Below are 24,569 nucleotides of genomic sequence, written 5' to 3'. Positions count from 1 at the left end.
GCGAAACTGGTGATCCAGTCGTTACGGGAGGCGCCCTCTGGGCGCGCTCGTTTTTGAGCTTTCGATAATTTCTACAAGCGAGGAGGATCGCCATGGGCGTGACCAATCGGTTGGCCTGTTACTCCGACCCCGCCGACCACTATTCCCACCGAGTGCGCATCGTACTGGCAGAGAAGGGTGTCAGCGCCGAGATCATTTACGTGGAGGCTGGTCGCCAGCCACCTAAACTGATTGAAGTGAACCCTTACGGCAGTCTGCCCACGCTGGTCGATCGCGACCTGGCGTTGTGGGAGTCGACAGTGGTGATGGAATATCTGGATGAGCGTTACCCGCACCCGCCGCTACTGCCGGTTTATCCCGTGGCGCGTGCCAACAGTCGTCTGCTGATTCACCGCATTCAGCGCGACTGGTGTGGTCTGGTGGACCTGATTCTGGATTCGCGGACCAAGGAAGCGGCCCGTGCCGTGGCTCGAAAAGAGTTGCGCGAAAGCCTGACGGGTGTGTCGCCACTGTTTGCCGACAAGCCGTTTTTCCTCAGCGAGGAACAAAGTCTGGTGGACTGCTGCCTATTGCCAATACTCTGGCGATTGCCGATTCTGGGTATAGAACTGCCGCGGCCGGCCAAGCCGCTGCTTGATTATATGGAGCGCCAGTTTGCGCGTGAGGCTTTCCAGGCGAGTCTGTCTGGTGTCGAACGCGACATGCGCTAAGGCTTAAGGAGCCGTTATGAACTCCAGTCGACCTTATCTGGTCCGCGCGCTCTATGAGTGGATTGTGGACAACGATTGCACCCCGCACATGCTGGTCAATTCCGAGTACCCGTCGGTGCAGGTGCCTCAGGGGTTTGCCAGTGACGGACAGATCGTCCTGAACGTATCGCCGCAAGCCGTGCGTCACTTGCACATGGATAACGAGGCGGTCAGTTTCGAGGGGCGCTTTGGTGGCGTGCCGCACACCTTGTACGTGCCAATTGCTTCGATCCTGGGTATCTACGCCCGGGAGAATGGCCAGGGCATGGTGTTCGATCTGGAGTCGCCGATGGGCGAGGACGACGAGATCGAACCGGATGACGATCTTCCGCCACCCGACAGTGAGCCACCGCGTCCAAGCGGTCGCCCCAGTCTGAAAGTGGTGAAGTAATAAAAAAGGCGATCCAGATGGATCGCCTTTTTTATTGCGTGGGATTGCAGGTCAGTCGATGTACTCGAACAACTTCACAATCTTCTGCACGCCGGATACGCCCTGAACCAGGTTGGTCGCCTGCGCCGCTTCCTGCTTGGTCAGCAGGCCCAGCAAGTAGACGATGCCGTTTTCAGTGACAACCTTGATGCGCGAGCCGGGGATGTTCGCATCGGCGAGCATCTGGGTCTTGATCTTGGTGGTCAGCCAGGTGTCGTTCTGGCGTGCCAGCAACGAAGAGGGTGGCAGGACTTGCAGTTCGTTGTGCACCTGTTTCACTCGCTGGACAGCGGCGGCGGCCTGTTCGGCCTTGGCCTTGAGGTCCGCGCGTGGCGTTTGCCCGGCGAGCAGCACGACACCGTTGAAGCTGGTGACGACGATGTGCGAATCCTTATCCAGGGCCGGGTCGGCCTTGGCGATGTTCACGCCAACCTTGGTGTCGATCAGGGAATCGTCGATCTTGCTGCCCAGTGTGCGAGTGCCACGGTCATCTTCAATCGGTGCTTCACGGCTGGCAGTCACCACCGAGGTGCAGCCGCTGATGCCGAGGCACAGGGTCAAGGCCAGTAGGCCAAGGCGATTAGGGGTCATTCTTCACTCCCGAACAATTGGCTGTCGATCAAGTCGCAAAGGCAATGGATCGCCAGCAGGTGGACTTCTTGAATACGAGCGGTGACGTTGGCCGGTACGCGAATCTCGACGTCCTCGGGCAACAGCAGCGACGCCATGCCGCCGCCATCACGTCCCGTCAATGCTACGACAATCATTTCGCGATCATGTGCGGCCTGGATCGCTTGAATTATGTTGGCCGAGTTGCCGCTGGTGGAGATCGCCAGCAACACATCGCCCGGTTGGCCGAGTGCACGGATCTGCTTGGAGAAGATTTCGTTGTAGCTGTAGTCGTTGGCGATCGAGGTGATCGTCGAGCTGTCGGTCGTCAGGGCGATGGCCGGCAGGCTCGGGCGCTCGCGCTCGAAGCGATTGAGCAGCTCGGACGAGAAGTGCTGGGCATCGCCGGCAGAGCCGCCGTTGCCGCAGGAAAGCATTTTGCCTTCGTTGAGCAGGGCGTTGACCATGACCTGGCTGGCTTGCTCGATGTGCGGTGCAAGTACTTCCATCGCCTGTTGCTTGGTATCGATACTGGCCTGAAAAAGCTGGCGAATTCGCGATTGCATGTCCATCTGTGTGACCTTAAGTAGCGCGGCTGTTCGGCACGTGAATGTGCAGCCCGCAAAGCAAAGAGCAAAAGTGTTGGGTGATAGTGTCCGGTTCGCAATGCCGGCGATCAGCCGTCGAAGGCATTCTGTAGCCAGTTCATTTGATCGAGGTTGCTGTCGATGGCAATCACGTCGAAGCGGCAAGGGGAATTGGCCCAGCGCGGCTCGCGCTGAAGAAAATATTGCGCGGCGAAAATCAGTTTTTGCCGTTTGCGCTCATCGATGCTATCGAGCGCGCCACCCCATTGAGTGTTTTTTCTGTAGCGGACTTCAACGAATACTACTGTATCGCCATCTAGCATGACCAGATCAAGCTCGCCGCGTTTACACAACCAGTTCTGCGCCAGCAGGCGCAGACCCTGTTGTTGAAGATGCTCGAGCGCATGGCGCTCGGCATCCTTGCCGCTTTGCTGGCGTGACCTGTCGGGCATCAGCGAGCGGTGTCCGGCAGGCGCTGAACCTGGCCATTGGCGAACTCGGCCCATGGCAACTGGCGCACGACGCGCTGGCTCTGAGACATGCCAAGGCTGCCCGACTCACCGTCGATGCGGCTGTCCGGCAGGGACTTGAGCTGGCCCAGGCGTGGCGCCAGTCGATAGGCGTCCACACCCATCGCATACAGGCGCCCCAGGCTGCCGGCGGCTTGTGGCCACTGGGCAGTGACCTGGCGGCGCAGTGGATCATTGGCGTCCAGCAACCATGGTGTCTCGCAGAAGCGAATGCCATTCATGTCGTTGTACTGGTTGACGTCACCGCTGGCGCTGAACACGTGGGAGGTGGCGTAGACCGGAACATCGCCTGCGTACTGGAAGTTCAGGGTCGGTTTGATCTGCTGGGCCTGTTGCGGTGTTGCGGCGAGGAAAATGAACTCGATGTCCTGGCGGCGCGATGGCTGGGCAGCCACTTGCGAGCCAACCGTGCTTTGCAGGCTCTTGGCGCGACCTTCGCTCTGGCGCAGCTGGAACATGTCGGCAATCTGCTGGGCCAACTGGACCGGCTGGTCGACGCGTTCGGTGGCGACGATGGTGCCGCCATTGGCTTGCCAATCCTGGCTGAACGCCTTGAGCACGCGGTCGCCCCATTCACCTTTCGGCACCATGATGGCTGCGCGATGCAGGCCGTCGGCGCGAGCGCGGCGCGACACTTCGCGGGCTTCGTCTTCGGCGGCAAGACCGAACTGGAACAACTGCGCCGGGCCTTGATCGCCCTCGCTGTAATTCAGTGCCAGGGTGGTGATCGGCAATTGCGGGCGAGTGCTCAGCTGTTTGACCAGCGGCTTCTCCAGCGGGCCGACGACCAGTTGCACGCCATCGGCCTGGGCCTTGCGGTAGAACTCGTCCATGGAGGTCAGGCGCGAGCTGTCATAGAACTCGATGGCGGGTGGTTTCTGCCCGGCCTGTTGGGCCTGGTAGTGAGCGGCCATGAAGCCGTCGCGCAGCGCTTTACCAACCGAGGCCAGTTGGCCTTCCTGAGGCAGCAGCAGGGCGATCTTGTTCAGGGGCTGGCTGGCCAGCTCCTTGAGTTGGGTCAGTGGCTGCGGCAATTGAACGGCTGCCGGGTGCTTCGGATTCTGCGCGCGCCAGTTGTCGATGGCAGCCTGTTGCTGCTCCAGGGTGCCGGCGGATTTCACAGCCAGTGCCAGGGCCATCCAGCCGCCGAGATCGTCGGTGGCACTTGGCTGCAACTGATTGGTCGGTAGCGAAGCGATCAGTGTCCAGATGGCTTCATGGTTTTTGCTCGCGGCTTCACCTTCGAGCATCGGGGCGATGAAAATGCGCTGGCGAGCGGCGGCGAGGGTCTGGCCATCGGCTTCAAGTGCGCGGGCGTGAACGGTGCCGGTGCGGACCTGTTGTTCGTCGGGCAGTTCGCTCAAGTATTGCAGGCTTGGGTGGCTCAAGGCAGCCAGCGCGGCCTTGGGCTGATTGCGGGTCATGGCCAGTTCAGCCGCCAGGGTGTTGGCGAAAACCTGTGGGCCCGGCTTGAGCTGTTCGACAGGAACCTGTTGCAGGATTTGCGCGGACTGGCCGGCATTGCCCTGGCGATAGGCCAGGTCGGCAGCGCTCAAGCGCAGCAGGGCGGCATCTTCCGGTGATTTGCTTTGGGAGGCCTTCTCAAGCAGTTGCTCGATACTGGCGTCCGGTGTCCGTGGAAGCTCGCCAAGGCTGGAGGAGGGCGAGCTGGCGCAAGCCGCCAGCAAGGCAGCGAGGCAGAGGGCAGATAACAGCCGCAGGCAAGCGATCATGTAAGCGTATCCTGATACTCGATCAAATTAGCGTGGAATTGTACCCAAGCACTGGCCGGGGCGCGATGTTACTGGCGTGAATCGATCAATTTAGCTGGTGTAAATGTTGCGCCAGTGCATAAACGGTCGCCGATACCTTGTTTGCTTGCGGGTATCGTGAGTCTCGCTACGCGCTACAATGGCGACTTTTACCGATCATGAGGTGTGCGCTTTGACTGCTCCAGGTGCTTTGAATTCCGCTGCTGGCTCGCTTTATGTGGTGGCGACGCCCATCGGCAACCTGGATGACATCAGTGCGCGGGCGCTGAAGATTCTGCGTGAAGTGGCCTTGATTGCCGCGGAAGACACCCGCCATTCCCAGCGCTTGATGCAACACTTCGGCATTTCGACGCCATTGGCGGCCTGTCATGAGCACAACGAGCGGGATGAAGGTAGTCGCTTTATCACTCGCCTGCTTGCCGGTGACAACGTGGCGTTGATCTCGGATGCCGGGACACCGCTGATTTCCGATCCGGGTTATCACCTGGTGCGGCAGGCCCGGGCGGCGGGCATCAATGTGGTGCCGGTTCCGGGTGCCTGCGCGCTGATTGCAGCGTTGTCGGCGGCGGGTCTGCCTTCCGACCGATTCATTTTTGAAGGTTTCCTCCCGGCCAAGGCTGTGGGGCGGCGAGCGCGTCTCGAACAGGTAAAGGAAGAGCCTCGCACATTGATCTTCTATGAGGCTCCGCATCGCATCCTTGAATGCCTGCAAGACATGGAGCTGGTGTTCGGTCCCGAGCGCCCGGCGCTGCTTGCCCGTGAGCTGACCAAGACGTTTGAGACTCTCAAGGGGTTGCCGCTGGCTGAGCTGCGCGAGTTTGTCGAGTTGGACAGCAATCAGCAGCGTGGCGAGTGCGTGGTGCTGGTGGCGGGCTGGTCTGCGCCTGAGGAGGAAGGTGCCGTCAGCAGTGAGGCGATGCGCATCCTCAACCTGTTGCTCGAAGAAATGCCGCTCAAACGTGCGGCGGCGTTGGCGGCGCAAATCACCGGCGAGCGAAAGAATGTGCTGTACCAGATCGCGCTGGATCAGCAGAAGGGCGAGTAAAACCCGACGCACAGGCGTGCTCAATGGCGCTTGGCGCTTGTTCTTCGGGCGCTGTGCCGGTAACCTTCGCGGCGGAGAGTCGATCGGACAGTCGCTGCCCTCTATGAAAATTAGGGGGGGGAGGAAAGTCCGGGCTCCATAGGGCGAAGTGCCAGGTAATGCCTGGGAGGCGTGAGCCTACGGAAAGTGCCACAGAAAATAACCGCCTAAGCGCTTCGGCGCCGGTAAGGGTGAAAAGGTGCGGTAAGAGCGCACCGCACGTCTGGCAACAGTTCGTGGCTAGGTAAACCCCACTTGGAGCAAGACCAAATAGGGTCCCAAGGCGTGGCCCGCGCTGGGACCGGGTAGGTTGCTAAAGATGTCCAGTGATGGCCATCGTAGACGAATGACTGTTCAAGACAGAACCCGGCTTACAGATCGACTCTCCACCTTTTTCTTTCCTCTGTTTGAATCATCGGGCAGGGGGGTGGGTGATAGCAATTTCCCTCCTTACACATTCATCCGCAGAACCTCTTTTGTAATACCAAAAAAATCTTACTCTTAATAAATTACTTTAACTTTCGAACGCAGCCTTCTGTGCTGATTCAAGTTATCGGTCAGTTTCATCTGACGGATTCTCGTTACCCCTCCTTTAATGCTCCTAAATCTCAGTTCTGTAAGGGTTTTCCTTTAATCCGCGCCTTGACGGTGTGGTGGGCGCATTCCTATAGTGTGCGTAAGTGGCGGAAAGTGGCATGAAGTGGGTTTTTTGAACTCAAAACGCTAGAATTTGGAGAAACGCTGACGTGTTTCGCGGAGCCAACGCTATCAGTCTCGATGCAAAGGGCCGTCTCGCAATGCCGAGCCGGTACCGTGACGAGCTCGATTCGCGCAGCTCCGGTCAATTGATCGTGACAATTGATGCCGTTGATCCTTGTTTGTGTGTTTACCCCCTCGATGAGTGGGAAATTATTGAAACCAAACTGCGCGCACTGCCTTCGCTTCGCGAAGAGAACCGCCGCCTGCAACGTTTACTGATTGGTAATGCCGTCGACCTCGAGCTCGATGGCAGTGGTCGTTTTCTGGTTCCGCCGCGTCTTCGTGAATATGCCAAGTTGGATAAGCGCGCGATGTTGGTAGGCCAACTGAACAAGTTCCAATTGTGGGACGAGGATGCCTGGAACGCGGTTTCTGCCGCTGACCTGGCTGCCATTCAACAACCGGGCGCTATGCCTGATGAACTGCGTGATTTGATCCTGTGACTATTGATAGCGGCTTTAACCACATCACCGTACTGCTTGACGAAGCCGTCGAGGCTCTCGCCGTACGTCCTGATGGCTGCTATCTGGACGGTACGTTCGGGCGCGGTGGACACAGCCGGTTGATCCTCAGCCAGCTCGGTCCCGATGGTCGGTTGCTCGGATTCGATAAAGATCCACAAGCGATTGCCACCGGGCAAACGCTAGCGGCCGAAGACGGCCGCTTTGTCGTTGTGCAGCGCAGCTTTGCCGAACTCGGTTCGGAAGTCGCCGAACGCGGTCTGGCCGGCAAGGTCAGCGGCGTGCTGCTGGATCTGGGCGTGTCTTCGCCGCAGCTCGACGATCCTGAGCGCGGCTTCAGCTTCCTCAACGACGGTCCGCTGGACATGCGCATGGATCCGTCCCGTGGCATCAGCGCCGCCGAATTCGTCAATACCGCGCCCGTGGAAGAAATCGCCCGGGTGTTCAAGGAATACGGCGAAGAGCGTTTCTCCGGCCGCATGGCCCGTGCCGTGGCCGAGCGCCGCGACATCAAGCCATTCGAGCGCACCGGTGACCTGGCAGAAGTCCTGAAGGTCGCCAACCCTGCGTGGGAAAAGGGCAAAAACCCTGCAACCCGCGCGTTCCAGGGATTGCGTATTCACGTCAACAACGAACTGGGCGATCTGGAAACCGGCCTCGAAGCCGCGCTGGAATGCCTGGAAGTGGGCGGTCGCCTGGTGGTGATCAGCTTCCATTCGCTGGAAGACCGTATCGTCAAACTGTTCATGCGCAAGCTGGTGAAAGGCGAAGCCGACAACCTGCCGCGCAATCTGCCGGTTCGGCATGTCGCCTTCGAACCGAAAATCAAAGTCCACGGCAAAGCGCAGACGGCCTCCGACGCCGAACTCAAAGCCAATCCACGTTCCCGTAGTGCTGTCATGCGCGTGGCGGAGAAGCTGCGGTGAGCAAGCTTTTCGCCAAGCCATTGCCCGGCGGAAGCTTCTTCATGCTGCTGCTGTTTGTCGGCGTGCTCGTGTCGGCCATCGGCGTGTCCTACAGCGCGCACTGGAACCGTCAGCTGTTGAATTCGCTGTACAACGAATTGAGCGTGCGCGACAAGGCGCAGGCGGAGTGGGGCCGGTTGATTCTGGAGCAGAGCACCTGGACCGCCCACAGCCGTATCGAAGTGCTGGCCACTGAACAATTGAAAATGCACATCCCCGGTGCCGCTGACGTGAAGATGGTGGCGCCATGATGAAACTCGAAGGCGCGCTTTTCCCATGGCGGTTCCGTCTGGTGCTGGGTTTGCTCGGCATCATGGTGGCCGCGATTGCCTGGCGCATCATCGATTTGCAAGTGGTCGACCGTGCTTTCCTTAAAGGTCAGGGCGATGCCCGCAGTGTTCGTCATATTCCGATTCCGGCTCACCGTGGTCTGATCACCGACCGTAACGGCGAGCCTTTGGCCGTGAGTACTCCGGTCACCACCCTTTGGGCCAATGCCAAGGAAATGCAAACGGCCAAAGAGAAGTGGCCAGCACTGGCCGCTGCACTGGGGCAAGACCCGAAAGCCTTGGCCGAGCGCCTTGAAGCGCAAGCCAATAAAGAATTCATTTACCTGGTGCGCGGGCTGACGCCTGAGCAGGGTCAGGCGGTGCTCGATCTGAAAGTGCCAGGCGTCTATGGCATCGAGGAGTTCCGCCGTTTCTATCCGGCCGGTGAAGTGACCGCGCATATGGTCGGCTTTACCGACATCGATGACCATGGAAAGGAAGGTATCGAGCTGGCCTATGACGAATGGCTGGCCGGGGTGCCGGGTAAACGACAAGTCATCAAGGACCGGCGCGGCCGGTTGATCAAGGATGTCCAGGTCACCAAAAACGCCAAGGCCGGCAAGCCCTTGGCGTTGTCCATTGACCTGCGCCTGCAATACCTGGCCAACCGCGAGTTGCGCAACGCGATCATCGAGAACGGCGCCAAGGCCGGCAGCCTGGTGATCATGGACGTGAAGACCGGCGAGATTCTCGCGATGGTCAACCAGCCGACCTACAACCCGAATAACCGCCGCAACCTGCAGCCGGCGATGATGCGTAACCGCGCGATGATCGACGTGTTCGAGCCAGGCTCGACCATGAAGGCGATCTCGATGAGCGCCGCCATTGAAACCGGCCGCTGGAAACCGAGCGACACGGTCGAGGTGTATCCGGGCACCTTGCAGATTGGCAAGTACACCATCAAGGACGTTTCCAAGTCCGAAGGTCCGGTGCTCGACCTGACCGGCATCCTGATCAACTCCAGTAACGTCGGCATGAGTAAGGTCGCATTCGATATCGGCGGCGAAACGATTTTCCGCCTGGCGCAGAAAGTCGGCCTCGGCCAGGACACTGGCCTCGGCTTCCCGGGCGAGCGCGTCGGCAACCTGCCGAACTACCGCGAGTGGCGCAAGGCCGAGACCGCGACGCTGTCTTATGGCTACGGTGTTTCCGTGACCGCGATCCAGTTGGTCCACGCCTTCTCGGCCCTGGCCAACAATGGTCGTCTCGCGCCGCTGACCCTGATCAAGACCGACAAGGCGCCGCAAACCACTCAGGTATTGCCGGAAGCTGTCGCGAAAACCATGCAAACCATGCTGCAACAAGTGATCGAAGCCCCGCGCGGTGTTTTCCGTGCGCAGGTGCCGGCTTATCACGTGGGCGGCAAATCGGGTACCGCGCGTAAAACGTCGGTCGGCACCAAGGGTTATGCCGAGAACTCCTACCGTTCGCTGTTCGCCGGTTTCGGCCCGATGAGCGATCCGCGTTACGCCATCGTGGTGGTAATCGACGAGCCGACCAAGGCCGGTTACTTCGGTGGCCTGGTTTCCGCGCCGGTGTTCAGCCGTGTGATGTCGGGCACCCTGCGCCTGATGAACATTACTCCAGACAACCTGCCACCTACTCAACAAGCGAACGCAACACCGGTCGTTCCGCTGAAAGCCAATGGAGGGCGCGGCTGATGTCCCTGAGCCTGAACAAGATTTTCCCTCACGCCGGCCACGATCTGCTGATTCGCGAACTCGCCCTGGACAGCCGCAATGTGCGCGCGGGTGATCTGTTCCTTGCCGTGCCAGGCGGGAAATTCGATGGGCGCGCACATATTGCCGACGCCTTGCAACGCGGCGCGGCTGCGGTGGCCTATGAAATAGAAGGCGCCACGGTCCTGCCAATCACGGAAGTGCCGCTGATTCCGGTCAAGGGCCTGGCGGCTCAACTGTCGGACATCGCCGGGCGTTTTTATGGCGAGCCGAGCCATCACCTGAACCTGGTGGGCGTAACCGGCACCAACGGCAAGACCAGCGTGACTCAATTGGTCGCCCAGGCACTGGACCTGCTCGGCCAGCACTGCGGCTTGGTCGGCACGCTCGGTTGCGGTTTCTACGGCGCGCTGGAAAGCGGCCTGCACACCACGCCGAATCCGATTGCCGTGCAAGCGACCCTGGCGGACCTGAAGAAGGCCGGGGCCAAAGCCGTGGCGATGGAAGTTTCTTCCCATGGCCTGGACCAGGGCCGTGTAACGGCATTGGCCTTCGATGTGGCGGTGATGACTAACCTGTCCCGCGATCACCTGGATTACCACGGCACCATGCAGGCTTACGGCGAAGCCAAGTCCAGGCTGTTTGCCTGGACTGATTTGAAATGCCGCGTGGTCAATCTCGACGACGAGTTTGGTCGGCAATTGGCCGCCGACAAGTGCGAGTCGCGGCTGATCACCTATAGCCTGGAAGATTCCAGCGCCTACCTGTATTGCCGCCAGGCGCAATTCGACGACGAAGGCGTGCGCGCCACACTGGTCACGCCGCAGGGCGAGCACCTCTTGCGCAGCACCTTGCTCGGTCGCTTCAACCTGAGCAATGTCCTGGCGGCGGTCGGTGCGTTGCTCGGTCTGGATTACGCCCTGGACGAAATCCTCAAGGTGCTGCCGAAGCTTGAAGGCCCTGCCGGTCGCATGCAGCGCCTGGGCGGTGGCTCGCAGCCGTTGGTGGTGGTCGATTACGCCCACACCCCGGATGCCCTGGAAAAAGTACTGCTGGCTCTGCGTCCACACGCCAAGGGCCGGTTGCTGTGTCTGTTCGGCTGTGGCGGCGACCGTGATCGCGGCAAGCGTCCATTGATGGCCGAAGTGGTCGAGCGCCTGGCCGATGGCGTGTTGGTGACCGATGACAATCCGCGCACTGAAGATCCATCGGTGATTTTCGATGACATCCGCGCCGGTTTCACGGCTGAGGATAAAGTGGAGTTCGTTGCCGGTCGTGGTCAGGCGATTGCCCGGCTGATCGCCAGTGCCTCGGTGGATGACGTGATCGTCCTGGCCGGTAAAGGTCACGAGGACTATCAGGAAATCAACGGCGAGCGTCATGCCTTTTCCGATCTGGTCGAGGCCGATCATGCCTTGACCGCGTGGGAGGTGGCCCATGCTTAAGGCCTTGAACCTGAGTGAGCTGACCGGCGCGCTGAATGCTCGCCTGGTGTCCGCCGATGCCAGTTTCGACGGTGTCAGCATCGATAGCCGCGCAATCAAGCCCGGTCAACTGTTTATCGCGTTGGCCGGTCCGCGCTTCGATGGTCATGATTATCTGAATGAAGTCGCCGCCAAGGGCGCCGTGGCTGCGCTGGTCGAGCGTGAAGTCGCCGACAGCACGCTGCCGCAACTGTTGGTCAGCGACACCCGTCAGGCATTGGGGCAGCTCGGTGCGTTGAACCGCGCCGCGTTCACCCAACCCGTTGCAGCCATCACTGGTTCCAGCGGCAAGACCACGGTCAAGGAAATGCTTGCGAGCATCCTGCGTACGCGCGGTGCAGTGCTGGCGACCCGTGGCAACCTGAATAATGACCTCGGCGTTCCGCTGACCCTGCTCGAACTGGCGCCGGAACATACCGCTGCGGTGATCGAGCTGGGTGCCTCGCGCCTGGGCGAAATTGCCTACACCGTGAGCATGACCAAACCCCATGTGGCCATTCTCAATAACGCCGGGACCGCCCACGTCGGTGAGTTCGGCGGTCCGGACAAAATCGTCGAAGCCAAGGGCGAGATCATTGAAGGGCTGGATGCCGATGGCGTCGCCGTTCTCAATCTCGACGACAAGGCATTCGGTATCTGGAAGGCGCGCGCCGGTGAGCGCAAAGTGCTGACGTTTGCGTTGAGCAACGCCAGCGCCGATTTCCATGCCAGTGACCTGGCCACCGATGCCCGCGGCTGCCCGGCGTTCAACCTGCACAGCCCTGAAGGCTCGGAGCGCGTTCAACTGAACCTGCTCGGCACCCACAACGTCGCCAATGCCATGGCCGCCGCCGCTGCCGCCCATGCCCTGGGTGTGTCGCTGTTCGGTATCGCCGTCGGCCTTGGCGCGGTGCAACCGGTCAAGGGTCGCACCGTTGCGCAATTGGCCAGCAATGGCATACGCGTGATCGATGACACTTACAACGCCAATCCCACCTCCATGTGCGCTGCCGTTGATATACTGGCCGGCTTTTCCGGTCGCACCGTCCTGGTGCTCGGGGATATCGGCGAGTTGGGCGAATGGGCGGAGCAGGGGCACCGCGACGTGGGCGAGTACGCCCGTGGCAAGGTTTCTGCGCTGTACGCCGTCGGGCCAATGATGGCTCACGCCGTGAACGCATTCGGTCCACAGGCTTTTCACTTCAGCACGCAGGCTGAGCTGATCAAGGCCCTGGGCGCCGAGCAAGACACAAACACCACCATTTTGATCAAGGGGTCGCGCAGCGCTGCGATGGAAAACGTCGTCGCCGCCTTGTGCGGGTCCAGTCTGGAGAAACATTAATGCTGCTGCTGCTAGCGGAGTATCTGCAACAGTTCTACAAAGGCTTCGCGGTCTTCCAGTACCTGACCCTGCGCGGGATTCTCGGTGTACTGACCGCGCTGGTCTTGTCGCTGTGCTATGGCCCGTGGATGATCCGCACCCTGCAGAACCGTCAGATCGGTCAATCCGTTCGCAATGACGGCCCGCAGTCGCACCTGTCCAAATCGGGTACGCCAACCATGGGCGGCGCACTGATTCTGTCGTCCATCGGTGTCAGCACCCTGTTGTGGGCTGACCTGAGCAACCGTTACGTCTGGGTCGTGTTGCTGGTGACCCTGCTGTTCGGCGCCATCGGCTGGGTCGACGACTACCGCAAGGTCATCGAGAAAAACTCCCGCGGGCTGCCAAGCCGCTGGAAGTATTTCTGGCAATCGGTATTCGGCCTGGGCGCGGCGATCTTTCTGTATGTGACCGCCGCCACGCCGGTGGAAACCACGCTGATCCTGCCGATGCTCAAGGACTACAGCATTCCATTGGGCGCCGGCTTCATCGTCCTGACCTATTTCGTGATCGTCGGTTCGAGCAACGCGGTCAACCTGACCGACGGCCTCGACGGCCTGGCGATCATGCCGACCGTGATGGTCGGCGGTGGCCTGGGGATTTTCTGCTACCTGTCGGGTAACGTGAAATTTGCCGAATACCTGCTGATTCCTTACGTACCGGGCGCAGGCGAGTTGATCGTGTTCTGTGGCGCGTTGATCGGAGCTGGCCTGGGCTTCCTCTGGTTCAACACCTATCCGGCACAAGTCTTCATGGGTGACGTCGGCGCACTGGCGCTGGGCGCGGCCCTGGGCACCATCGCGGTGATCGTCCGTCAGGAAATCGTCCTGTTCATCATGGGCGGTGTGTTCGTGATGGAAACCCTGTCCGTCGTCATTCAGGTCGCCTCTTTTAAACTGACCGGTCGCCGCGTATTCCGCATGGCACCGATTCACCACCACTTTGAACTCAAGGGCTGGCCCGAGCCGCGCGTGATCGTCCGTTTCTGGATCATCACCGTGATTCTCGTGCTGGTCGGCCTTGCCACCCTGAAGCTGAGGTAGAAACACGTGTCTCTGATCGCTTCTGACCACTTCCGCATCGTTGTCGGCCTCGGCAAGAGCGGCATGTCCCTGGTTCGCTTCCTGGCGAACCGGGGCGTGTCGTTTGCCGTGGCCGATACGCGGGAAAATCCACCGGAACTGGCCACGCTCAAGCGTGACTATCCGCACGTGGAAGTGCGTTGTGGCGAGCTCGACGTCGAATTCCTGTGCCGTGCCGACGAGCTCTACGTGAGCCCCGGCCTGGCGCTGGCGACCCCGGCCCTGCAGGCTGCTGCCGCCCGTGGCGTGAAATTGTCCGGTGACATCGAGCTGTTCGCGCGTAACGCGAAGGCGCCGATAGTGGCCATCAGCGGCTCCAACGCGAAAAGTACCGTCACCACGCTGGTCGGCGAAATGGCGGCTGCGGCCGGCAAACGTGTTGCTGTCGGTGGCAATCTCGGTACCCCGGCGTTGGACTTGCTCAGCGACGACATCGAGTTGTACGTGATGGAACTGTCGAGTTTCCAGCTGGAAACCACCGACCAACTCAACGCCGAAGTGGCGACCGTGCTCAACATCAGCGAAGACCACATGGACCGTTACAGCGGTCTGCCGGCCTACCACCTGGCCAAGCACCGGATCTTCCGTGGCGCCAGGCAGTTCGTGGTCAATCGCCAGGATGCCCTGAGTCGTCCGTTGATGGGCGAAGGGCAGCCATGCTGGACTTTCGGCCTGAGCAAACCCGATTTCAAGGCGTTTGGTATCCGTGAAGAAGACGGCGAGAAATACCTGGCCTTCGAATTCCGGAACCTGATGCCGGTGCGCGAGTTGAAGATTCGTGGCGCCCACAACCAGTCCAACGCCCTGGCGGCCCTGGCCCTGGGCCATGCGGTCGGCCTGCCGTTCGATGCCATGCTGTCGAGCCTGCGCACCTTCGCCGGTCTCGAGCATCGTTGCCAATGGGTTCGTGACCTCGACGGCGTGGGCTACTACAACGATTCCAAAGCCACCAACGTCGGCGCCGCACTGGCGGCCATCGAAGGTTTGGGCGCAGACATCGACGGCAAAGTCGTGCTGATCGCCGGTGGCGACGGCAAGGGTGCCGAGTTCAAGGACCTGCGCGATCCGGTGGCGGCCAACTGCCGCGCCATGGTCCTGATGGGCCGCGATTCCGACAAGATCGGCGAGGCCATCGGCGATGCCGTACCGCTGATCCGCGCCGGTTCCCTGGTCGAGGCTGTCGAGCAATGCCGCGCCGCGGCCCAGCCGGGCGACGTAGTGCTGCTGTCCCCAGCCTGCGCCAGTTTCGACATGTTCAAGAACTACGAAGACCGTGGTCACCAGTTCGTCCAAGCCGTGGAGGATCTGGCATGAGCCTGAAAGGCATCATCAAGCCGTATCCATCGCCGCTCATCACCGGGCGCGGTATTGACCTCGACTTTCCGATGCTCGCCGGTTGCCTGACGCTGCTCGGTCTTGGGCTGATCATGATCGCCTCGGCATCGACCGAAGTGGCGGCCGTGCAGTCGGGCAGCGCCCTGTATTACATGATTCGCCACCTCATTTACGTGGTGCTGGGCCTGGGTGCCTGCATCGTTACCATGATGATCCCGATTGCCACCTGGCAACGCCTGGGCTGGCTGATGCTGTTGGGGGCGTTCGGCTTGCTGGTGATGGTGATCATTCCGGGGATCGGCCGTGAGGTTAACGGCTCGATGCGCTGGATCGGCTTCAGTTTCTTCAACGTCCAGCCTTCCGAGATCGCCAAGGTGTTCGTGGTGATCTACCTCGCCGGTTATCTGGTGCGTCGCCAGAAAGAAGTGCGTGAAAGCTGGATGGGCTTCTTCAAGCCGTTCATCGTGCTGCTGCCGATGGCGGGCCTGCTGCTGATGGAGCCGGACTTCGGTGCCACCGTCGTGATGATGGGGGCCGCGGCGGCGATGCTGTTCCTTGGCGGCGTCGGGCTGTTCCGTTTTTCCCTGATGGTGGTCCTGGCCGTCGGCGCGGTGGTGCTGTTGATTCAAATGCAGCCGTATCGAATGGCGCGTCTGACCAACTTTGCCGACCCGTGGGCCGACCAGTTCGGCGCCGGCTATCAGTTGTCCCAGGCATTGATCGCCTTCGGCCGCGGCGAATGGCTGGGCGTTGGCCTGGGCAACAGCGTGCAAAAACAGTTCTACCTGCCGGAAGCCCACACTGACTTCGTGTTCTCGGTCCTGGCCGAAGAACTGGGTGCGGTGGGTTCGTTGTGCACCGTGGCACTGTTCGTCTTCGTGTGTATTCGTGGCATGTACATCGGTTTGTGGGCTGAAAAGGCCAAGCAGTTTTTTGCAGCTTACGTGGCATACGGTCTGTCGTTCCTGTGGATTGGTCAATTCCTGATCAACATCGGCGTGAACGTCGGCCTGCTGCCGACCAAGGGGCTGACCCTGCCGTTCCTCAGCTATGGCGGCAGTTCGTTGGTGATCTGCTGTGCCTGTCTCGGCTTGTTGCTGCGCATCGAGTGGGAAAGTCGAACCCACCTGGGCAGTGAAGAGATGGAGTTCCATGAGAGCGACTTCGCCGAGGAGCCGAACCATGGGCGCTAACGTCATGATCATGGCTGGCGGCACCGGTGGCCACGTGTTCCCGGCGCTGGCCTGTGCCCGCGAATTCCAGGCGCGCGGCTATACCGTGCACTGGCTCGGCACCCCGCGTGGGATCGAGAACGATCTGGTGCCGGCGGCCGGTATCGAGTTGCATCGGATCAACGCCAGCGGTCTGCGCGGCAAGGGCAAATTGTCCCTGCTCAAGGCACCGTTCATGTTGTTCAAGTCGGTCTGGCAGGCGCGGGCGATCATTCGCCGTCTGCAACCGGTCTGTGTCGTGGGATTTGGTGGTTTTGTGACCGGTCCTGGCGGTGTCGCGGCCAAACTGGCCGGCGTGCCGGTGATCGTTCACGAGCAGAACGCCGTGGCCGGTACCGCCAATCGGTTGCTGGTGCCGTTGGCCGCCCGAGTCTGTGAAGCGTTCCCCGACACCTTTACCCTGTCGGACAGCCGCCGGACCACCGGTAATCCGGTGCGCACCGAGCTGTTCCTCGAGACATCGCGACCTGCCCTGGCCGGTCGCAAGGCGCGTTTGCTGATCCTGGGCGGAAGCCTGGGCGCAGAACCGTTGAACAAGTTGCTGCCTGAAGCCCTGTCGCAAGTCGCTGGCGATCTGCGTCCGGAAGTGTTCCATCAGGCCGGCAAAAACCACGATGAAGTGACTGCAGAGCGCTATCGCGCGGCTGGCGTCGAGGCGCAGGTGCAGCCCTTCATCAAAGACATGGCCCAAGCCTACAGCTGGGCCGACCTGGTGGTGTGCCGCGCAGGCGCGCTGACCATCAGTGAACTGGCCGCTGCCGGTCTGCCCTCGATGCTGGTGCCTTTACCTCACGCCATCGACGATCACCAGACCCGCAACGCCGAATATTTGGCCCGTGAAGGCGCAGCCTTCCTGATGCCACAAAGAACGACTGGTGCAGCGGATCTTGCCGCTCGCCTGACAGAGGTCCTGATGCAACCACAACGACTCAACGAAATGGCTACCGCGGCACGCCGCCTGGCCAAACCCGATGCCACCCGTAACGTGGTCGATAGCTGCCTGGAGGTGGCCCATGGTTGAGAATCAGAAAGCCATGCCGCAACCGGAAATGCGCCGCATCCGCCGCATCCACTTCGTCGGTATCGGCGGCGTGGGCATGTGCGGGATTGCTGAAGTATTGTTGAACCTGGGCTATGAAGTGTCCGGTTCCGACCTGAAGGCTTCGCCGGTGACCGAGCGTCTGGAGTCCTTCGGGGCGCAGATCTTCATCGGCCACCGCGCCGAGAACGCCGCCGCTGCCGATGTGCTGGTGGTGTCGAGCGCCGTGAACACGTCCAACCCGGAAGTCGCCACCGCGCTGGAACGCCGTATCCCGGTGGTGCCGCGTGCAGAGATGCTGGCTGAGCTGATGCGTTATCGCCACGGTATCGCCGTTGCCGGTACCCACGGCAAAACCACCACCACCAGCCTGATCGCTTCGGTGTTCGCCGCCGGTGGCCTGGACCCGACATTCGTCATTGGTGGACGCCTGAATGCCGCGGGCACCAATGCCCAGCTCGGCACCAGCCGCTACCTGATCGCCGAAGCCGACGAAAGCGACGCCAGCTTCCTGCACTTGCAGCCGCTGGTGGCCGTGGTCACCAACATCGATGCCGATCACATGGCGACCTACGACGGTGACTTCAACAAACTGAAGAAAACCTTCGTCGAATTCCTCCACAACCTGCCGTTCTACGGTCTGGCGGTGGTGTGCCTGGACGATCCGGTGGTGCGTGAAATCCTCCCGCAGGTCAAACGCCCGACGGTCACCTATGGCTTCGGCGAAGACTGCGACGTGCGCGCCATCAACGTGCGCCAGCAAGGCATGCAGACCTTCTTCACCGTGCTGCGCCCTGACCGCGAGCCGCTGGATGTTTCGGTGAACATGCCGGGCAACCACAACGTATTGAACGCACTGGCAACCATCTGCATCGCCACCGACGAAGGCGTCAGCGATGAAGCCATCGTCCAGGGCCTGTCCGGGTTCCAGGGTGTCGGCCGACGCTTCCAGGTCTACGGCGAACTGCCGGTGGACGGCGGCAATGTGATGCTGGTCGATGACTACGGTCACCACCCGACGGAAGTCGCGGCCGTGATCAAGGCCGTACGCGGCGGCTGGCCGGAGCGCCGCCTGGTGATGGTCTACCAGCCGCACCGTTACAGCCGTACCCGTGACCTGTACGACGATTTCGTCAATGTGCTGGCCGACGCCAACGTACTGCTGCTGATGGAAGTCTATCCGGCCGGCGAAGAGCCGATTCCGGGCGCCGACAGCCGCAAGCTGTGCAACAGCATCCGTCAGCGTGGCCAGCTTGACCCGATCTACATCGAGCGTGGTGTCGACCTCGCGCCAGTGGTCAAGCCGCTGCTGCGCGCCGGCGACATCCTGCTGTGCCAGGGCGCCGGCGATATCGGCGGTCTCGCACCAAAACTGTTGAAAAGTGAGTTGTTCGCCGGTGCTGTCGCCGCGCCGGAGAAGGGGAAGTTGAAATGACTGCTGCCTACGCCAACCTGGTCTCCACGATCGCGCCGAAAGACTTCGGCCGCGTCGCCGTGCTGTTCGGCGGCAAGAGTGCCGAGCGTGAGGTCTCCCTGAAGTCGGGTAACGCCGTTCTGGACGCACTGCAAAGCGCCGGTGTGGACGCGTTCGGCCTCGACGTGGGCGATGACCTGCTGCAGCGACTGCTCAACGAAAAGATCGACCGCGCCTTCATCATCCTCCACGGCCGTGGCGGTGAAGACGGCAGCATGCAGGGCTTGCTCGAATGCCTGGGTATTCCGTACACCGGCAGCGGCATCCTGGCTTCGGCCCTGGCCATGGACAAACTGCGCACCAAGCAGGTCTGGCACAGCCTGGGCATTCCGACCCCACGTCACGCGGTACTGAGCAGCGAGGCCGATTGTATTTCGGCGGCAACGGAACTGGGCTTCCCTTTGATCGTCAAACCGGCCCATGAAGGTTCAAGTATCGGTATGGCCAAAGTGAGTTCCGCGTCCGAATTGATCGACGCATGGAAAGCGGCCAGTACCTACGATTCGCAAGTGTTGGTCGAGCAATGGATTCACGGTCCGGAGTTCACCATCGCCACCCTGCGTGACCAGGTGTTGCCTCCAATCGCTCTGGGCACGACGCACAGTTTCTACGACTACGACGCCAAGTACATCGCCAACGATACCCAGTACCGCATTCCGTGTGGTCTGGACAGCGCCAAGGAAAAGGAACTCATGGACCTCACGGCGAAAGCCTGTGAAGCGCTGGGTATCGCCGGTTGGGGCAGGGCAGACGTGATGCAGGACGCCGACGGGCAGTTCTGGTTCCTGGAAGTCAACACAGCACCGGGCATGACCGATCACAGCCTGGTGCCGATGGCGGCCCGTGCCGCCGGTCTGGATTTCCAGCAACTGGTTCTGGCCATTCTGGCCCAGAGCGTTGCCGGTAATGCTGCCGGTAACCAAGAGTCGACGAGAGGTTAAGGCCATGCAAGGCGCTCAGCTCAGACATCAGCCCACCGCACCGACCGGCCGCAAGCCGGTACCGCGGGGTGCCAGCCGAATGGTGGCCAAAGAGCCGATGTCCGCGCGCCTGCCGAAAGCCAATTTCGGCTTTCTGAAAAGCCTGTTCTGGCCGGTAGTGCTGGTGGCTTTGGGGTTCGGTACTTACGAGGGCGCGACACGGCTGTTGCCGTATGCCGACCGGCCGATCACCAGGATCAATGTGCAGGGCGACTTGAGTTACATCAGCCAGCAAGCGGTGCAGCAGCGGATCGCCCCGTACGTGGCGTCGAGCTTCTTCACCATCGACCTGGCGAGCATGCGCACCGAGCTGGAAACGATGCCATGGATTGCCCACGCCGAAGTGCGCCGGGTGTGGCCGGATCAAGTGGTGATCCGCCTGGAAGAACAACTGCCGGTGGCCCGTTGGGGCGACGAGTCGCTGTTGAACAACCAGGGTCAGGCCTTCACCCCGCGCGAGCTGGCGAACTACGAACACTTGCCTCAGCTGTTCGGCCCGCAGCGGGCTCAACAGCAAGTGATGCAGCAATACCAGGTGCTGAGCCAGATGCTCAGGCCGCTGGGCTTCTCGATAGCACGCCTGGAACTGCGTGATCGCGGCAGCTGGTTCCTGACCACCGGCCCCGGCAGCGCGGGTCCCGGGATCGAACTGCTGCTGGGACGCGGCAACCAGGTGGAAAAGATGCGCCGTTTCATCGCCATCTATGACAAGACGCTCAAAGAACAGATTACGAACATTGCGCGCATCGATCTGCGCTACGCCAACGGCCTCGCTGTTGGCTGGCGGGAACCTGTAGCGCCCACGGCAGCCCAACCCGCTGTCGCGAAGAATTAAGAAGAGGCAGGACCCATGGCAAACGTGCAAAGCGGCAAAATGATCGTCGGTCTCGATATCGGCACCTCCAAGGTGGTGGCGCTGGTGGGCGAGGTCGCGGACGACGGCACGCTGGAAATCGTCGGGATCGGTACCCATCCGTCCCGTGGCCTGAAAAAAGGCGTGGTGGTGAACATTGAATCCACCGTGCAATCGATCCAGCGCGCCATTGAAGAAGCGCAGTTGATGGCTGGTTGCCGCATTCACTCGGCGTTCGTCGGCGTGGCCGGCAATCACATCCGCAGCCTGAACTCCCACGGCATCGTGGCGATTCGTGATCGCGAAGTCAGCTCGGCGGACCTTGAGCGTGTGCTCGACGCTGCCCAGGCCGTGGCGATCCCGGCTGACCAGCGCGTGCTGCACACCCTGCCGCAGGATTACGTGATCGATAACCAGGAAGGCGTCCGCGAGCCGCTGGGCATGTCCGGCGTGCGTCTGGAAGCCAAGGTCCACGTGGTCACCTGCGCCGTCAACGCTGCACAGAACATTGAAAAATGCGTGCGCCGCTGCGGTCTGGAAATCGACGACATCATTCTCGAGCAACTGGCTTCCGCGTACTCGGTACTGACCGATGACGAGAAAGAGCTGGGCGTGTGCCTGGTGGACATCGGCGGCGGCACCACCGACATCGCGATCTTCACCGAAGGCGCGATCCGTCACACCGCGGTGATCCCGATTGCCGGTGACCAGGTGACCAACGACATCGCCATGGCGTTGCGCACCCCGACCCAGTACGCCGAGGAAATCAAGATTCGCTACGCCTGCGCCCTGGCCAAACTGGCCGGTGCCGGTGAAACCATCAAGGTGCCAAGCGTCGGCGACCGTCCGCCGCGCGAACTGTCCCGCCAGGCCCTGGCCGAAGTGGTCGAGCCGCGCTACGACGAACTGTTCACGCTGATCCAGGCCGAACTGCGCCGCAGCGGCTACGAAGACCTGATCCCGGCCGGCATCGTGCTGACCGGCGGTACCGCGAAGATGGAAGGCGCCACTGAACTGGCCGAGGAAATCTTCCACATGCCGGTCCGCCTGGGCGTGCCTCACGGCGTCAAAGGTCTGGATGACGTGGTGCGCAACCCGATCTATTCCACCGGCGTCGGCCTGTTGATGTACGGCCTGCAGAAGCAGTCCGACGGCATCTCGTTCTCGGGCATCGGCAGCCGCGACAGCTACAGCAACGAAGAGCCACAGGCTCCGTTGCTGGACCGACTGAAGAAGTGGGTCCAGGGCAATTTCTAAAGATTTACCGTAATACCGTTTCACCGAAGCACGCAGTAGGCGAAAAAACTAGAGAATGTAAGGAGAGGGAAAATGTTCGAACTCGTAGACAACATCCCCGCAAGCCCGGTAATCAAAGTTATCGGTGTCGGCGGTGGCGGCGGCAACGCTGTCAACCACATGGTCAAGAGCAACATTGAAGGCGTTGAGTTCATCTGCGCCAACACTGATGCCCAGGCGCTGAAATCCATCGGCGCGCGGACCATCCTGCAACTGGGTACCGGTGTGACCAAGGGCCTGGGCGCTGGCGCCAACCCTGAAGTAGGTCGTCAGGCTGCTCTGGAAGACCGTGAGCGCATTGCCGAAGTCCTGCAGGGCACCAACATGGTGTTCATCACCACTGGCATGGGTGGCGGTACCGGTACCGGTGCTGCGCCGATCATCGCCGAAGTAGCCAAGGAAATGGGCATCCTGACCGTTGCGGTCGTGACTCGTCCGTTCCCGTTCGAAGGCCGCAAGCGCATGCAGATCGCCGACGAAGGCATCCGTCTGCTGTCTGAAAGCGTCGACTCGTTGATCACCATTCCCAACGAGAAGCTGCTGACCATCCTCGGTAAAGACGCAAGCCTGCTGTCGGCTTTCGCCAAGGCCGACGATGTACTGGCCGGTGCCGTTCGCGGTATCTCCGACATCATCAAGCGTCCGGGCATGATCAACGTCGACTTCGCCGACGTGCGTACCGTGATGAGCGAAATGGGCATGGCGATGATGGGCACTGGCTGCGCCAGCGGTCCGAACCGTGCACGTGAAGCGACCGAAGCGGCCATCCGCAACCCGCTGCTCGAAGACGTGAACCTGCAAGGCGCACGCGGCATCCTGGTGAACATCACTGCCGGTCCTGACCTGTCCCTGGGTGAGTACTCCGACGTGGGTAGCATCATCGAAGCCTTCGCTTCCGAGCACGCGATGGTCAAGGTCGGTACCGTTATCGATCCGGACATGCGCGACGAGCTGCACGTGACTGTCGTTGCCACAGGTTTAGGCGCTAAAATCGAGAAGCCTGTGAAGATCATCGACAACACCGTTCACACTTCGATGTCTGCACAGCCACAACAACAGGCCCCTGTTCGTCAGGAAGCTCCAGCGGTGAACTACCGTGACCTGGACCGTCCGACCGTCATGCGCAACCAGGCCCAGGCCGGTGCTGCGACTGCCGCGAAGATGAATCCGCAAGATGACCTGGACTACCTGGACATCCCGGCTTTCCTGCGTCGTCAGGCCGATTGATGGAATGTATCAGGGCTATGAAGGTGATTGGTGTTCAGCAAAGGCTCGGTCTGCTATCATCGCCAGCCTTTGTTGATACCAGTTCGCAATTTGCGCTGAAGCGGCCCAAGCCATGATTAAACAACGCACACTGAAAAATATTATCCGTGCCACAGGTGTAGGCCTGCACTCCGGGGAGAAGGTCTACCTGACCCTCAAGCCTGCGCCTGTCGACACTGGCATTGTGTTTTGTCGCGCTGACCTCGACCCTGTGGTGCAGATTCCTGCCCGCGCGGAAAACGTCGGTGAAACCACTATGTCGACCACGCTGATCAATGGCGACGTCAAAGTGGACACGGTAGAGCACTTGCTCTCGGCCATGGCTGGCCTGGGCATCGATAACGCCTACGTCGAGCTCTCCGCGTCCGAAGTCCCGATCATGGATGGCAGCGCTGGACCCTTCGTATTCCTGATTCAATCGGCTGGCCTGGAAGAACAGGACGCCGCCAAGAAATTCATCCGCATCCTGCGTGAAGTGACAGTGGAAGACGGCGACAAGCGCGCCACTTTCGTCCCTTTCGAAGGGTTCAAGGTGAGCTTCGAGATCGATTTCGATCACCCGGTTTTCCGGGACCGCACCCAAAGTGCAAGCGTGGATTTTTCCAGCACTTCGTTCGTAAAAGAAGTCAGCCGCGCCCGTACTTTCGGTTTCATGAGTGACATCGAGTACCTGCGCAAGCACAACCTCGCACTCGGCGGCAGCGTTGAAAACGCTATTGTGGTCGACGCCGATGGCGTACTGAACGAAGACGGCCTTCGTTATGAAGACGAATTCGTGAAGCACAAGATTCTCGATGCAATTGGTGACCTCTACCTGCTGGGCAATAGCCTGATTGGTGAGTTCAAGGGCTTCAAGTCCGGCCACGCACTGAACAACCAGCTGCTGCGCAAGTTGATTGAGCAGACAGATGCCTGGGAAGTCGTGACGTTCGAAGACGCCAGCACTGCACCGATCTCTTACATGCGTCCAGTTGCGGCCGTGTAAGCAAAAAATCTCTCTAGTTTTTTAAAGGCTACCTTCGGGTGGCCTTTTTTTATGGTGCGCCCAGCATGGGCGCAATCTTGTGGGTGAAAGTCCCGCCGTAACCTGACCACAGCGAACGAAGCGAAGCGCAACTGCATGAGGGCGACCGAGTGTGGGGAGGAAGCGTGGAGCGAAACCGCGAGCCGATGAACAAGAACCGGATACAAGGCGAAGCCGATCAGGGCGAGCG

At 60.7% G+C, this 24,569-nt stretch carries 24 protein-coding genes and 1 other RNA gene; 20 read left to right on the top strand and 5 right to left on the bottom strand.

Features of this window, described 5'->3' with window-relative positions:
* Positions 1-92 precede the first annotated feature (92 nt).
* Together KGB28_RS03670 and KGB28_RS03665 are read left to right on the top strand one after the other, a co-directional pair.
* Positions 93-710: a glutathione S-transferase N-terminal domain-containing protein gene (locus KGB28_RS03670; RefSeq protein WP_007972581.1), complete on the top strand. Its 618-nt coding sequence runs from the start codon at positions 93-95 to the stop codon at positions 708-710.
* A gap of 16 nt (positions 711-726) precedes the next feature.
* Entirely contained in the window at positions 727-1,140 is a 414-nt protein-coding gene (locus KGB28_RS03665; RefSeq protein WP_007998247.1) for a ClpXP protease specificity-enhancing factor, read from the top strand.
* A 51-nt stretch (positions 1,141-1,191) separates the two neighbouring features.
* Here the strand turns inward: KGB28_RS03665 and KGB28_RS03660 are convergent, their stop codons facing one another.
* From KGB28_RS03660 to KGB28_RS03645, 4 genes are all read right to left on the bottom strand, one after another.
* On the bottom strand, positions 1,192-1,770 hold the full coding sequence (locus KGB28_RS03660; protein ID WP_008045952.1) for a BON domain-containing protein: 579 nt from the start codon (positions 1,768-1,770) through the stop codon (positions 1,192-1,194).
* Positions 1,767-2,360: a phosphoheptose isomerase gene (locus KGB28_RS03655; RefSeq protein WP_007972584.1), complete on the bottom strand. Its 594-nt coding sequence runs from the start codon at positions 2,358-2,360 to the stop codon at positions 1,767-1,769. The genes KGB28_RS03660 and KGB28_RS03655 overlap by 4 nt, the downstream gene beginning before the upstream one ends.
* A gap of 104 nt (positions 2,361-2,464) precedes the next feature.
* The gene (locus tag KGB28_RS03650; protein ID WP_223442632.1) at positions 2,465-2,827 is read right to left on the bottom strand and encodes a YraN family protein; all 363 of its coding nucleotides are present in this window, start codon (positions 2,825-2,827) and stop codon (positions 2,465-2,467) included.
* Positions 2,827-4,638, bottom strand: a complete 1,812-nt coding sequence (locus KGB28_RS03645) for a penicillin-binding protein activator (protein ID WP_150758990.1) — start codon at positions 4,636-4,638, stop codon at positions 2,827-2,829. The genes KGB28_RS03650 and KGB28_RS03645 overlap by 1 nt, the downstream gene beginning before the upstream one ends.
* 178 nt (positions 4,639-4,816) lie before the next feature.
* Here KGB28_RS03645 and rsmI point away from each other — a divergent pair, with 178 nt between their 5' ends.
* From rsmI to lpxC, 18 genes are all read left to right on the top strand, one after another.
* Positions 4,817-5,722 carry a 16S rRNA (cytidine(1402)-2'-O)-methyltransferase gene (gene rsmI, locus KGB28_RS03640; protein ID WP_191629416.1) on the top strand — a complete coding sequence of 302 codons (906 nt, stop codon included), beginning with the start codon at positions 4,817-4,819 and terminating at the stop codon, positions 5,720-5,722.
* Between the two features lie 75 nt (positions 5,723-5,797).
* Positions 5,798-6,151, top strand: an RNA gene (gene rnpB, locus KGB28_RS03635) — RNase P RNA component class A.
* Positions 6,152-6,507: 356 nt separating this feature from the next.
* Entirely contained in the window at positions 6,508-6,963 is a 456-nt protein-coding gene (mraZ, locus tag KGB28_RS03630) for a division/cell wall cluster transcriptional repressor MraZ (RefSeq protein ID WP_007917012.1), read from the top strand.
* Positions 6,960-7,907, top strand: a complete 948-nt coding sequence (rsmH, locus tag KGB28_RS03625) for a 16S rRNA (cytosine(1402)-N(4))-methyltransferase RsmH (protein WP_007972589.1) — start codon at positions 6,960-6,962, stop codon at positions 7,905-7,907. Before mraZ ends, rsmH begins: the two co-directional genes overlap by 4 nt.
* Positions 7,904-8,197, top strand: a complete 294-nt coding sequence (gene ftsL, locus KGB28_RS03620; RefSeq protein ID WP_007998257.1) for a cell division protein FtsL — start codon at positions 7,904-7,906, stop codon at positions 8,195-8,197. Before rsmH ends, ftsL begins: the two co-directional genes overlap by 4 nt.
* Complete coding sequence (locus KGB28_RS03615) at positions 8,197-9,936, top strand: peptidoglycan D,D-transpeptidase FtsI family protein (RefSeq protein ID WP_223442629.1); 1,740 nt, start codon at positions 8,197-8,199, stop codon at positions 9,934-9,936. The genes ftsL and KGB28_RS03615 overlap by 1 nt, the downstream gene beginning before the upstream one ends.
* Complete coding sequence (locus tag KGB28_RS03610) at positions 9,936-11,399, top strand: UDP-N-acetylmuramoyl-L-alanyl-D-glutamate--2,6-diaminopimelate ligase (RefSeq protein ID WP_223442443.1); 1,464 nt, start codon at positions 9,936-9,938, stop codon at positions 11,397-11,399. Before KGB28_RS03615 ends, KGB28_RS03610 begins: the two co-directional genes overlap by 1 nt.
* Entirely contained in the window at positions 11,392-12,759 is a 1,368-nt protein-coding gene (locus KGB28_RS03605) for a UDP-N-acetylmuramoyl-tripeptide--D-alanyl-D-alanine ligase (RefSeq protein ID WP_223442439.1), read from the top strand. The genes KGB28_RS03610 and KGB28_RS03605 overlap by 8 nt, the downstream gene beginning before the upstream one ends.
* Positions 12,759-13,841, top strand: coding sequence for a phospho-N-acetylmuramoyl-pentapeptide-transferase (gene mraY, locus KGB28_RS03600; protein ID WP_108214916.1), 1,083 nt, complete (start codon positions 12,759-12,761; stop codon positions 13,839-13,841). The genes KGB28_RS03605 and mraY overlap by 1 nt, the downstream gene beginning before the upstream one ends.
* 6 nt (positions 13,842-13,847) lie before the next feature.
* Positions 13,848-15,194 carry a UDP-N-acetylmuramoyl-L-alanine--D-glutamate ligase gene (gene murD / locus KGB28_RS03595; RefSeq protein WP_223442436.1) on the top strand — a complete coding sequence of 449 codons (1,347 nt, stop codon included), beginning with the start codon at positions 13,848-13,850 and terminating at the stop codon, positions 15,192-15,194.
* Complete coding sequence (gene ftsW, locus KGB28_RS03590) at positions 15,191-16,408, top strand: putative lipid II flippase FtsW (RefSeq protein ID WP_056726220.1); 1,218 nt, start codon at positions 15,191-15,193, stop codon at positions 16,406-16,408. Before murD ends, ftsW begins: the two co-directional genes overlap by 4 nt.
* On the top strand, positions 16,398-17,468 hold the full coding sequence (gene murG / locus KGB28_RS03585; RefSeq protein ID WP_223442419.1) for an undecaprenyldiphospho-muramoylpentapeptide beta-N-acetylglucosaminyltransferase: 1,071 nt from the start codon (positions 16,398-16,400) through the stop codon (positions 17,466-17,468). The genes ftsW and murG overlap by 11 nt, the downstream gene beginning before the upstream one ends.
* Positions 17,461-18,921, top strand: a complete 1,461-nt coding sequence (gene murC / locus KGB28_RS03580) for a UDP-N-acetylmuramate--L-alanine ligase (protein WP_150727953.1) — start codon at positions 17,461-17,463, stop codon at positions 18,919-18,921. The genes murG and murC overlap by 8 nt, the downstream gene beginning before the upstream one ends.
* Positions 18,918-19,901 (top strand): D-alanine--D-alanine ligase, encoded by a 984-nt coding sequence (locus tag KGB28_RS03575; protein ID WP_223442416.1) that lies wholly within the window; start codon positions 18,918-18,920, stop codon positions 19,899-19,901. Before murC ends, KGB28_RS03575 begins: the two co-directional genes overlap by 4 nt.
* A 4-nt stretch (positions 19,902-19,905) precedes the next feature.
* Positions 19,906-20,775: a cell division protein FtsQ/DivIB gene (locus tag KGB28_RS03570; protein WP_223442412.1), complete on the top strand. Its 870-nt coding sequence runs from the start codon at positions 19,906-19,908 to the stop codon at positions 20,773-20,775.
* 15 nt (positions 20,776-20,790) lie between these two features.
* The gene (ftsA, locus tag KGB28_RS03565) at positions 20,791-22,050 is read left to right on the top strand and encodes a cell division protein FtsA (RefSeq protein WP_007972611.1); all 1,260 of its coding nucleotides are present in this window, start codon (positions 20,791-20,793) and stop codon (positions 22,048-22,050) included.
* A gap of 72 nt (positions 22,051-22,122) precedes the next feature.
* Positions 22,123-23,316 (top strand): cell division protein FtsZ, encoded by a 1,194-nt coding sequence (ftsZ, locus tag KGB28_RS03560; RefSeq protein ID WP_150727950.1) that lies wholly within the window; start codon positions 22,123-22,125, stop codon positions 23,314-23,316.
* Between the two features lie 112 nt (positions 23,317-23,428).
* A complete protein-coding gene (gene lpxC / locus KGB28_RS03555) occupies positions 23,429-24,340 on the top strand; it encodes a UDP-3-O-acyl-N-acetylglucosamine deacetylase (protein ID WP_007916984.1) in 912 nt (303 codons plus the stop codon).
* Here lpxC and KGB28_RS03550 read toward each other — a convergent pair.
* Positions 24,313-24,569 (bottom strand): hypothetical protein (locus KGB28_RS03550; RefSeq protein WP_223442410.1); only part of this gene is annotated, 257 nt, incomplete at its 5' end. The genes lpxC and KGB28_RS03550 overlap by 28 nt on opposite strands.

The organism is Pseudomonas sp. BF-R-19 (assembly GCF_019956445.1).
In the GTDB taxonomy this organism is placed as follows: domain Bacteria; phylum Pseudomonadota; class Gammaproteobacteria; order Pseudomonadales; family Pseudomonadaceae; genus Aquipseudomonas; species Aquipseudomonas fluorescens_BH.
Note: the sequence above shows the minus strand (reverse complement) of the source record. Positions and strands in the feature narration are given on the sequence as shown.